Source organism: Campylobacter sp. (assembly GCF_019423325.1).
In the GTDB taxonomy this organism is placed as follows: Bacteria; Campylobacterota; Campylobacteria; order Campylobacterales; family Campylobacteraceae; genus Campylobacter_B.
In genome coordinates this window covers 215,622-226,400 of sequence record NZ_JAHZBQ010000001.1, presented here as the reverse complement: position 1 = coordinate 226,400, position 10,779 = coordinate 215,622, and the positions used below count along the sequence as shown (strand labels likewise).

10 protein-coding genes are annotated in these 10,779 nt (G+C 46.2%); 4 read left to right on the top strand and 6 right to left on the bottom strand.

Annotated features, from left to right (window positions below; genetic code table 11):
- Nucleotides 1-4 precede the first annotated feature (4 nt).
- The 5 genes from QZ367_RS01015 to mscL form a co-directional block, all read right to left on the bottom strand.
- A complete protein-coding gene (locus QZ367_RS01015) occupies nt 5-490 on the bottom strand; it encodes a prepilin-type N-terminal cleavage/methylation domain-containing protein (protein ID WP_291936131.1) in 486 nt (161 codons plus the stop codon).
- A gap of 82 nt (nt 491-572) precedes the next feature.
- Complete coding sequence (gene asd, locus QZ367_RS01010; RefSeq protein WP_367116661.1) at nt 573-1,643, bottom strand: archaetidylserine decarboxylase; 1,071 nt, start codon at nt 1,641-1,643, stop codon at nt 573-575.
- On the bottom strand, nt 1,644-2,771 hold the full coding sequence (locus QZ367_RS01005; protein ID WP_291936128.1) for a metallophosphoesterase: 1,128 nt from the start codon (nt 2,769-2,771) through the stop codon (nt 1,644-1,646). It abuts the gene before it with no gap.
- Between the two features lie 3 nt (nt 2,772-2,774).
- On the bottom strand, nt 2,775-3,413 hold the full coding sequence (locus QZ367_RS01000) for a Crp/Fnr family transcriptional regulator (protein ID WP_005872181.1): 639 nt from the start codon (nt 3,411-3,413) through the stop codon (nt 2,775-2,777).
- A 9-nt stretch (nt 3,414-3,422) separates the two neighbouring features.
- Nucleotides 3,423-3,824, bottom strand: coding sequence for a large-conductance mechanosensitive channel protein MscL (gene mscL, locus QZ367_RS00995; RefSeq protein WP_005872182.1), 402 nt, complete (start codon nt 3,822-3,824; stop codon nt 3,423-3,425).
- A 114-nt stretch (nt 3,825-3,938) separates the two neighbouring features.
- Between mscL and gltX the strand changes: the two genes are divergently transcribed.
- From gltX to QZ367_RS00975, 4 genes are read left to right on the top strand one after another with little or no spacing between them, the layout of a single operon-like run.
- Complete coding sequence (gltX, locus tag QZ367_RS00990) at nt 3,939-5,255, top strand: glutamate--tRNA ligase (RefSeq protein WP_291936120.1); 1,317 nt, start codon at nt 3,939-3,941, stop codon at nt 5,253-5,255.
- Entirely contained in the window at nt 5,242-5,538 is a 297-nt protein-coding gene (locus tag QZ367_RS00985; protein WP_005872185.1) for a YggT family protein, read from the top strand. The genes gltX and QZ367_RS00985 overlap by 14 nt, the downstream gene beginning before the upstream one ends.
- A complete protein-coding gene (locus QZ367_RS00980; protein WP_291936113.1) occupies nt 5,535-7,199 on the top strand; it encodes a lytic transglycosylase domain-containing protein in 1,665 nt (554 codons plus the stop codon). The genes QZ367_RS00985 and QZ367_RS00980 overlap by 4 nt, the downstream gene beginning before the upstream one ends.
- Before the next feature lie 17 nt (nt 7,200-7,216).
- Complete coding sequence (locus tag QZ367_RS00975) at nt 7,217-9,553, top strand: hypothetical protein (protein WP_291936111.1); 2,337 nt, start codon at nt 7,217-7,219, stop codon at nt 9,551-9,553.
- 267 nt (nt 9,554-9,820) lie between these two features.
- Here the strand turns inward: QZ367_RS00975 and QZ367_RS00970 are convergent, their stop codons facing one another.
- The gene (locus QZ367_RS00970; protein ID WP_291936108.1) at nt 9,821-10,777 is read right to left on the bottom strand and encodes a hypothetical protein; all 957 of its coding nucleotides are present in this window, start codon (nt 10,775-10,777) and stop codon (nt 9,821-9,823) included.
- Between the last annotated feature and the right edge of the window lie 2 nt (nt 10,778-10,779).

The window sequence follows — 10,779 nt, the reverse complement described above, 5'->3', positions numbered from 1 at the left end:
TTAGCTATTGAGCTAAGGATTGGCAAAGCTCGTCTTTGTGATCGCAGTCAAATGAGCCCACGTTTCTATTCTTGTTTGCGCCAGAAGTAGGTATACTATCTCTTGTCGGATAGTAATCAAAAGTAGTACTCTTACCTGCTACGCTAGCCCTATATGTAGATGTTGCATTGGCATTGCCGTTCGTAACCAAAGTCCAGCCGTTCCTACCGCCATCTTTCATAGGATAGATAGGTTGCTGCAAAACGCCATCAAAAAGAGTGGCATTGTCTGAACCCTCCAAAGCAGGCCATGTAGTCACGCCCCTCATCATATTCTCGCTTCTAACTAGCGAAAGTCCGCTTCTAATAGCAGCGATGTCCCCGCGCATCTTAGCGATCGTAGCATCATCGCGCGTAGCGGCTAATCTAGGCACCGCGATGCCCGCCAAAATACCTAAAACGACGATGACGAAAACAAGCTCTATCATCGTAAAAGCTTTTAAATTTTTCATGTTAAATCCTTTGATTTAAAGTGGGATGATTATAGCCAAATTTAAATAAAATTAATTTTAGTTAAAGAAAAAATCCTGCATTTTAAATGGAATTTTGTGAAATTTCATTAAATTCTGCGATTTTTTGTCCGAATTTTACGGACGTATCAGTCGGGGTTTCAAATTTCAAAAACTCGCTTTGCGCTACGAGCACGATCGTCGAACCCAGCTCAAAATTTCCCAAATGATCGCCCTTTTTAAAGTTTAAATTTTCATATTCGTAAAGCGCCTCAGCTCTACTTGCGCATGCATTCGTCTGTATTCGTGCATCGAAATCAAATCTCATCTTGCCTACGTTTAAGGCGCCCACGAAAACTATCCACAAAATCCCGCCGTTACGCATCTTGCACTTTAAAATCACGCGCTCGTTTTTAGCGTAGAGGTTTGGAATTTTAAGTAAAAATTTCTTCGCCACGCTGTAAAGATCAGCAGGTATGTAAAGCGCCTCCGTCACGCTCAGATCGCACGGCGCGTGATAATGATGATAATCGCGTGGGCTTAGATAGATGTTTGCGTAGCTTAAATTTACGCTCTTTGTATTTTCGCCGTCTTGGGCGCCGATTGCACCCGTTTCTTGGCTCGCACCGCCTTCATCGCTGTAAATTTCAGCTCGCACGCCGCTTGCGGAATAAGTTGCGCCGTTTTCGCCGTCCATGTTTTTTGCTTGCGCAGCGCGAAATTTCATCCCTGCGCCGGCATCTTTTGCGCATCCGGTTCCAACCTCGCCGCTCCCGTTCGTAGCAACGGCCTCGTCATATAAATTTTTAGCCGCTCCGCCGCTTTCACTTGCCGTAAATGTACGCCCCAGCAGCTCGCTAAGGCTGTATTCGCAGCCCTTCACGCTAAAAGCCCGCATATCGGCGCAGCATCCGCTCTCAAAGATCATGCCGTCGCTAGGGCTTATAAAAGCCGTCTCGTCTGTCGCTATCTCGCGCGGGCGCAGCAAGCGGCGAGTAAAAAGAGCGTTTAGGCTCGCGTAGCTTTGCGGCGGATCGAATTCGCTCATATCGATTTTGAAAAATTCCACATATTTGCGGTTGATAAAATTTTGTATAAATTTAGGGAATTTCACCGCGGCGATAACCCCGAAAATCCTCGAAATAAAACTTCTCATCTATGCCTTTCTAAGCTTAAGCAGCGCGATTTCGGCATCCGCAAAGACCCTTATCGGCGGGCCCCAAAACCCTACGCCGCTGCTTACGTAAATTTGCTTCAGCCCGTCGTTATACAGCCCGTAAAGATACTTCTGGCTAAGCAGCACCAAAAGCGTCCATGGGAAAATTTGCCCCGCGTGTGTGTGTCCGCAGATACACAGATCGACCTCGTCGCGCACAAAGTCCACGACGTATTTTGGCTGATGCGCGAGTAAAATTTTAGGCTTATCAGGGTCTGCCTGCGCTAGCGCGGCGCTTAGATCGGGCTGCATATATCCGAAGCGAAAGCCGTTAAGATCGTGCACGCCCATTAAATTTAGCCCCTCAAATTCCACGCTTTCGTTTTGCAGCACCCGCACGCCCGCTTTTTGCATCGCTTTTATAAGTCCGCTTGCGTCGCCGCGGTAATACTCGTGGTTGCCCGTAACGAAAAAGATGGGTTTTTTTATCGCCTCAAGAGGCTGCAAAATATCCCCGAGCTCATCCGAGCGCAGATCAAACATATCGCCCACGATCAGCAGCGCGTCATAATTTAGCGAGTTTATCTGCGCTACAACGCCTTGCAAAAACTCCTTTTTCAAAAACTCGCCCAGATGCACGTCCGAGATGACGGCAAAACTTAGCTCGCGAGCTAAGTTTTTGATTTTTATTTCGCGCTCGGTGATTTTTGGAATTTTTAGTGCATTATAAAGCCCCTTAAAAATATAGCTAAACGCCATTATTACAAAGGTTACGTCTATAAAGGTTTTTAAAAATTTTCGCCTGTTTTGGCTAAATTTAACCACATGCGCAGCGGCGCTTAGCACATCGTAAGCAAGGCAGATAAAAAAGAGCGAAAAGGACGCTGCCATGCAAAATACACATAGCTTATAAAGCAGTTCGTTTTTAAAGCTTCCATTAAGCCCAAAACCCACAAAAAATATTGCATCTAAAATCGCCAAAGCTACGCAAAGCAAGCTCAAAGCGGGGCGAAAGATCACGAAATTTTTATATGGCGTAAAGCGCGCGCTGATCGATCTGTAGATGTAAAGATTAAAAAACAGGAATAAAACCGTGCCGACAATCGGGAAAATATAGGCGCTTTTCAAACTCTAGCCTTGGATATACTCGTCCAGCTTATCTTTATCAAAGCCCGTGATTTCTTGCTTATCGTCTAAAATTAGCGCGCCGCTCTTTTTAAATTTAGTGATGGTGCGCGAAAATGTTTCGGGAGTCACGTTTAGAATTTTGGCTATTCTAGTGTATTTCGTGCTCATAAAAATATCAAAATTCTCGCTGATAAACTTAGCGATTTTGCCGTCGCAGTTAAGCACAACTTGATTATCAAAGACCGCATTTAGCGCTCGGATCTTCTCAGACATCGATTTTAAAAGCTCCAGGCAAATCTTTGGATCGCTCATAAACTCGTTTTTAAATTTTTCATAATCGATCTTTAGCACCTCGCCATTTGTCGAAAACACGCCGCTTGCAGGGTAGCTCGTCTCTTCGAAATTTACCATCTCCGCCACGAGCGAGATGGGGCGGATCTCACGCATATGGATCTCACGCCCCTTTGCAGAGGTTTTATAGATTTTTAAAATTCCTTTTAGCAGGATTAATAGATACTGCGAGCGCTCGCCCTCGAAAAATAAAATTTCGCCCTTTTTGTAGCTTTTATGGATGCTAATCTGCTCCAAACGATTGATTTGCGCTGCGCTTAGAGCTTTGAAATAAGGAATTCTCTCAAGCATCGCCGCGACCTATTTTTTAAGCAGGTCTCTTATCTCGGTAAGAAGTTTAATCTCTTCGCTAGGCTCCGCAGGTGCGGCAGGTTCCGGCGCAGGAGCAGGCTTTTTAAGCTTATTGATCGCCTTGATCGCGCAGAATATACAAAACGCGATGATTATGAAATCGACCGTTACCTGGATAAATGAGCCGTAGTTTATCGTAACGGCCGGGGTCTGCCCCACCGCTTCTTTTAGCACGATCTTAAGATCGGTAAAATTCATACCTCCCGTAAGAAGTCCTAAAACCGGCATCATAATGTCGCTTACGAGCGAGGTTACGATCTTGCCGAAAGCCCCGCCGATGACGACGCCCACCGCCATATCGATGACGTTGCCTTTCATCGCAAATTCTTTGAATTCCTGAATGAAACTCATATTGTCTCCTTAAATAAAATGCGCCGATATTAGCCTATTTTTGCTTTGTTTTTGCTTTTTATTAGGAAGTAAAAAGTATAATCCCAGCTTAAATTTAAACCCAAAGGACCTAAATTGTATCGCTTCGCTCCGTCGCCCACCGGCGATATGCATATCGGAAATTTACGCGCGGCTATTTTTAACTACATCTGCTCGCTGCAAGATAAAAGCGGCTTTATTTTGCGCATCGAAGATACCGACACTGCGCGCAATATCGAAGGCAAAGATCAAGAGATCATCGAAATTTTAAAGCGCTTCGGTATTAAATGGCAAAGCCTGTATTATCAAAGTAAAAATTTAAAATTCCATCAGCAATTCGCTGCCAAGCTGCTCTCTGAGAAAAAGGCGTTTTGCTGTTTTTGCAGCGAGGAGGAGCTTGAGGCGAAAAAGCAAGCCGCTAAGGATGCAGGAGAGGCGTACCGCTACGACGGGCACTGCGAGCATTTAAGCGACGAAGAGGTGCTTGGCTGCGAGAAGCCCTTTACTATCCGCCTTAAAAAGCCCGATCACGCGCTGGAATTTACCGACGCGATCAAGGGGCGTATCGCATTTGAGCCGCAGAACATCGACAGCTTCGTTATCATGCGCGCGGACAAGACGCCAACTTATAACTTCGCCTGCGCCTGCGACGATATGATGCAGGGCGTGAGCTTCGTAATCCGCGGCGAGGATCACGTCTCAAACACCCCGAAGCAAAACTGGATCCGCCAAAGCCTCGGCTACGACGGCGAGATCAAATACGCGCACCTGCCGATCATATTAAATTCCGAAGGCAAAAAGATGAGCAAGCGCGAGGATAGCTCCTCGGTAAAATGGCTACTTCAAAGCGGTTACCTGCCCGAGGCAATCGCGAATTATCTGATCCTGCTGGGCAACAAAACGCCGCGCGAGGTCTTTAGCATGGATGAGGCGGTGGAGTTTTTCGACATCGCTAAAATTTCAAAAAGCCCGGCGAAATTTGACGAGGATAAGCTTGCCTTTATAAACCGCGAGCATATCAAAAGAGCGAGCGAGCAGCGCCTGGCGGAGCTTTTTGAGCTTGAGCCAAAATTTGCGCCTTTGATAAAATTTTACACTCAAGAAGCGAGCCTTATCCCACGTATCAAAGAAAAGATCGCAGCGATCTACGGCGCGAAAGATATCCCACAGGAATGGGCGGCGCAGGCGCAGGCGCTACGAGAAGCGATCTTAAATTTATTAAGCTCAAACGATGCACCAGCAGAATTTAATGATTTCAAAGCGGCGCTTTCGCAGGCTACAAATTTAAAGGGAAAGAGCCTATTTATGCCGCTTAGGTTTTTACTAACCGGCGCGCCGCACGGACCGGAGCTTAGCGAGCTGTATCCGCTGATCCGCGCTGATTTAAAGGAGATACTCGATGCTACTAAATAGCGTATTTTACGGCATTTTAGTGAGTATTCACTACGTGATTCAAGCTTATATGATGCTAATTTTCGTCGCCTGCGTTTTAAGTTTCATCCGTCCAAATCCGTTCGGTAAATTTTATAAAATCGTCCGCGTCATCTCTGCGCTTACCGAGCCTGCTTTTGCGCTGGTGCGTCGCTATCTGCCTACGACTTTCGGCGGCTTTGATCTTTCGCCGTTAGTGATTTTATTTGTTTTAATGTTTTTTGATAATATGATAATTTATATTCTAAATAGGAGCGTTCTTTGAGAGCCATCTGTAAATTTTGCCTTATTTTAACTTTACTGTGCGCCGCAAGTAGCGGTAAAATTTTAAGCTACGAACAGATCAAAGACGAGCCCAAATCCCTAGCCAAGGACTATTATATCTATCGCCTAATAGATGAGACGAAATACAACAAAACGGAGATTAGAGCTTTAAAACAGAGCATCTTTCGCTACAAAGGCAAGCTAAAAGAGAAGCTAGATAGAATTTTCGGCGCCGTTCGCCCGCCTAAGCGTCCGGATCACTGCGCAGGCGTTACCTCCGCCAATATTTTAGATGCAAATTTAACCTGCAAAAAGGCGCGCTCCTATCCAAATTTTATCGCCAAGCTAAGCCCCTCGGTGCGAGAGACGCTCGCTTCACAGCTTGAAAAGCACCAAGACGCGGCAAGTAGAAACGCTGTAAATTTACTGCGCGGATTTAACGACGAAAATCCGAGCGAGTATTTTATGCAAAGCCGCAATGCGCAAAACTACTTTTTATATTACGACTACTTAAAAGGCGCGGGCAAAGACGCTCTGATCGACATCGACGCCGACGCAGCCTTCGTAAGCGAACTAGCTTCGCAAAAAGGCTTCAAAGCGGTTCTCAACGACGCGCTAATTAACCGCAAATACCCGCACTTGCGCCGTTCGCTCACGGGCGTCGATCCGCTAGCCGTAGACAAGGACGTAGCGTTTATGCTCGGCGTAAACGCCGTCATGCAGGGCGACGAAGGGGCTGCGCTTGCATTTTTTAGCCGCGCGGCTGCGAGCTTTGAAAAGCCTCACGATGTGCACAATGCAAAATTTTGGATCTACCTGCTAAATGGAGATCAAAATGTCTTGCGTCAGCTTGCTAGCAGCGATTATTACAGTCTCTACACGCTCTATGCCAAAGAGGTCTTAGGGGATAGGAATTTAAACATAATCATCCCAAATCCCGCTAAAAATTCCATCGAAGGCTACGATATCACCGATCCTTTCGCTTGGGTTCGCACGAAAAATAGCGCTGATCGGATGTCGCGCCCGCAGCTTTTGGAATTTGCCAAAAAATTCGACACCAAGCAAAGCATCGGCGAGTACTCATACATCATGAATAAAGCAAGCGGCGGCAAGGATAACTTCTATCCAACGCCGTTTATGGAATACATCGGCGACGGCGACAACCGCCGCAAGGCGCTAATTTTGGCGCTCGCCCGCCAAGAAAGCCGCTTCGTGCCCGCATCGGTATCTACCTCGTATGCGCTTGGAATGATGCAGTTTATGCCGTTTTTGGCTAACGAGATCGGCAAAAAGCAACTCAAAATCGACGGCTTCGATCAAGACGATATGTTCCGTCCGGAGGTCGCTTACCGCTTCGCTAATATCCACATCGACTGGCTGGAGCGTAAAATTTACAGCCCGGTTTTCATCGCATATGCTTACAACGGCGGGCTCGGGCTCGTCAAAAAGATGCTTCAGCGCGGCGATATGTTTAATAAGGGCAAATTCGAGCCTTGGCTTAGCATGGAGCTCGTGCCGTATGCCGAGAGCAGGGACTACGGTAAAAAGGTGCTCGCAAACTTCATCATCTACTCGCAGATCCTCGATCCGCGCGCAAAAGTCTCGGTGCAACAGGAACTGCAAGATCTGCTGATACCTAGCAAAAGCGACGATTTTAGATAAATTTGCAAAGCGGCGAAATGAAAACAAAGCGAAATCTTATAGTTAAAATTTTAGCCGCTTCGGCTTTTATCTGCGAAATTTGCACGGCGACTCAAAATTTTTCGGCTACCAAAGAGACCGCAAAATCGCTGAAAGAAAATGAAATTTTAATCCTTAAAAGCGATCTTGCTGCTGCCAAAAAACACGGCGGCGCGCTGCAAGAGGTAAATTTAGAGGAGAGGGAGCTTGCAAAAAACGCGCTTAAGCTCCCGTTTGAAATTTACGAGCTGCGCCTTTCTGAGGATCAAAATACACTCTTTGGCTTGGGCGACGATAAAGGCGGCATCGTCTTGATTGATGTTTCCGAGCCGCGCACTCTAAGGCTTGCGGGCATATTTTCTTTTCCGCAGCATGAGTTTGATCCAGCCTACATAGATATCGCACAGAGCAAATACGGCAAAAGTCTATTCGTCGCCGATCCGAATTTCGGAATTTACAAGCTAGATCTTAGCGACCGAAGGGATATTAAAATTTCGGCTCGGCTTGAAGCGCGATTTGTAAATAAAATAGAGCTTTCAAGCGACGGACGCACCCTCTTTGCGAAGGATTTTTTCAGCACCCTTACCGCCTATGACGTAAAAGATGATAAATTTACGCAGCTTGCTTATTTTATCGCTCCTTCCAAAGCAGATAAGCGGGAGTATGATTACGCCTGCGCGCCACATAGATTATCCGAAATAAAGGAGCTCGGCGATCTGAAGCTGCTATCTGAGAATGAGCTTTTGCTGGCAAGCTGGGTGGGATTTTATGTTTTAGATATATCGGATATGGATAGGTACCGCGAAAATGCCCTGCAAAAAAACTCTAATATCTTAAAACAGGTCCGCTATATCGCTCATCCACATTTAGAAATAGATAAAATGACGCTATCCAAAGACGGCAAGCGGGTATTTTCATCAAATTGGAACGAATTTGGGCTATATGATTTGGGCGAAAATAACACGGTTCAATCAAGCGCGTATTGCAGCGGCGCGCACTTAAATAATTTTAAAGTCATAGAGGATCTAAATTTAGCCTACTTGGGCAAAGAAATATCCGAAAAAGGGGAATTTCCAAGCGTGGATCTGATCGATTTTAGCAATAAACTAGACCCCGCCCCGATAAAAAGATATCTCTTTCCGCAGAGCCTAAAGGGCGTAAGCGTCGAGTCTCGCGGCGAATATCTATTCTTTTCCTATTTTACGAAAAACGGATCGTTCATAAGCGGGCTTGATCGTGTTGCGCTAAGCTCCGCCGAAAAATCTGCACGATCTGCGCAGATGCAAAATGAAAATTTAGCCGAAAAAAGCCCTGAAGAAAAAGGCGCTATCTGGGAACTTCCTTACACTAAAAACGGCTTTCGAACCGTTGATAACATAATAAAATCTCCGCAAGGATATCTGCTCCTTGCAAGCGCGGACGACGAATACCAAGTCTCGCTAGTTGCGTTAAACGAGCAGGGAGCGGAGCTTTGGCGCAAAAAATTAAATATGGTATCCGCAGCCAATATGCCAGTAGCCGCGATGGACTCATACGCGCTTTTGGATAATCAAATTTTAGACGCCAAAACAAAAAAGATAATCTACGAATTTCCTATTAAATTTAAAGAAGTAGCGAGCTTCGACGATAAATTTGCCGCGATAGACGAAAACGACGATCTGCGCTTTTACGAGAGAGAAAAACTGCTATGGAAGAAAAAGCTAAATATCGCAAAGAGCAAAAGGCCGTTTGACGGCACCATGACAAGGATAGCCAAAATATCCGAAAGCGAGATCCTGCTCATCATCGAAAAAGATGGATTTTTAAAATTCAACGCTAAGGGCGAGGAGCTTTGGCATAAGAGCGTAAATTTCGCCCGCACGAAGGAAGGCGGCGCCTCGGATGAACTCGTAATGGATCAAGAAGCGCAGCTGTTAAAAGCAAAGGACGGGTCGATATTTCTACTGGCGAAATTCGGCGCAAATATCGCAAAATTAGATGCCTTAGGCAATGAAATTTGGAGAAAGCAAATTTGCGGGGCAGATCGCGGCGTATGCGATCTGCCCGACACGCTAAACGCGACCTATAAATTAGCAAACTACAAAGACGGGCTACTTTTGATCGGCGCAAACGACGCCTCGGAGGATCAGACGATATTTTTAGAGCTTGATTTGGACGGCAATATATTGCGCGAAAACAAGGCAAAATTGCAAGACTTTTGGCTCAAAAGCGCCGTAAGCACGGATGACGGATGCGTTTTAATAGGCGGAGACGCCCATAAAGACGATACGGTCATAATAAAAATTCGATCAACACTACCGCTGGATCAACAAAAAATCAAAAATTTAAACAGATAAACTATCCGCAGATTACCCGCCGCAAAGGCTACGGCAGGTTTAAATTTAGCCTCTTTACAGCTTGTTTGCGGTGATTTAAAATTTCGTAACTTCCGATATGCGAGTCGCCGTTTAAATTTCGGCAAGTTTTAAATTTTAAATCTACGCCTGCCGCCTGCACCGTTTTAGTTAAATTTAACGGCGCGGGACCTGTAAGCGCGAGATGATTTAATCGCGATTTAAATCGTGCGGCTCTGCGAGCACTTTAAAATTTAGCGATCAAATTTGCTATTTAAAAAGCCCTTTAATCTTGCCGAAAAGCAACTTCTCGCCGCGTGCGGAGGTTTCGTCTTTATGATCTTCTGCGGCGGAATTCTCGCTACCGCCTTCTATCATATCGCCGCTGCACGGGACGGAATGCTCGCCGCCTGCTTTCATTGTGCCGCCATCCGCTTCCATTGCACTGCCGCCGCCCGTCGCATTGGCGCTGCGCAAGGTAAAATTCTCTCTGACCATCCTAACGCCTCCGCCTGCCTTATCTCGCTCTATCGCCTCGTCGATCTGCTGCGCAGCGATTTCCGCATAGATCAGCGCGCCCTGAGTATCGCAATTAAAAAGATTTGAAAACGACTCGGACCTATTAAGATCAATCGGATTGGGCTCAACCACCTCGGTAGCCTCAAGTAGTCCCACTTCAAGCTCGCGCGCCAAATTTAGCGCCTTTAAAAACACGGGCAAATTCTGCGCATAAAACTCATCTACGGCGGATTTAACCTCGCCGCCCGCCTCATAATCGCGCAGCAGTTTCCGCACGTTATCGGCATTTAGATACGCGCCGCAGCAGTAATTCTCGACGATCTCGTTGTGAATTTCACCGCTAAATTCCGCTAGAAATTCCGCTGGCAAAACCTCGCGCCAATCGCTTATGTAGGTTTTAAATTTAGAGCTTTGCTCCGCCAAAAAGCTAAACGCCGTGCCGCGCGTGTAAAAATATTCTCTAAAATAGCCCTGCGCCACGGCTATATGAAATCCGTGCGTTTTATTAAAAATCCTCTGCGTACCGTACTGCAGCGCCGAGCGGAAGCCATCCGCGTATTTTTCTACATAAAATTCATCCACCCCCGCTTCGCGCGCGATTTTAGCGATGCTTTCAAAATCTCCCTTCTGCGCGAGCTTTAGCGGCTTAAAATACCACTGTAAAATTTCATCTTTGCCGATCGCGTGGTAGCTTATGTCGTAACCCATCC

Excerpts from the sequence above, each read along its gene's own strand:
- QZ367_RS01000 (WP_005872181.1), bottom strand. The coding sequence starts at position 3,413 with ATGCTTGAGAGAATTCCTTATTTCAAAGCTCTAAGCGCAGCGCAAATC.
- QZ367_RS00975 (WP_291936111.1), top strand. The coding sequence starts at position 7,217 with ATGAAAACAAAGCGAAATCTTATAGTTAAAATTTTAGCCGCTTCGGCT.
- asd (WP_367116661.1), bottom strand. The coding sequence starts at position 1,643 with ATGAGAAGTTTTATTTCGAGGATTTTCGGGGTTATCGCCGCGGTGAAA.
- QZ367_RS00970 (WP_291936108.1), bottom strand. The coding sequence starts at position 10,777 with ATGGGTTACGACATAAGCTACCACGCGATCGGCAAAGATGAAATTTTA.
- mscL (WP_005872182.1), bottom strand. The coding sequence starts at position 3,824 with ATGAGTTTCATTCAGGAATTCAAAGAATTTGCGATGAAAGGCAACGTC.
- QZ367_RS00985 (WP_005872185.1), top strand. The coding sequence starts at position 5,242 with ATGCTACTAAATAGCGTATTTTACGGCATTTTAGTGAGTATTCACTAC.
- QZ367_RS01015 (WP_291936131.1), bottom strand. The coding sequence starts at position 490 with ATGAAAAATTTAAAAGCTTTTACGATGATAGAGCTTGTTTTCGTCATC.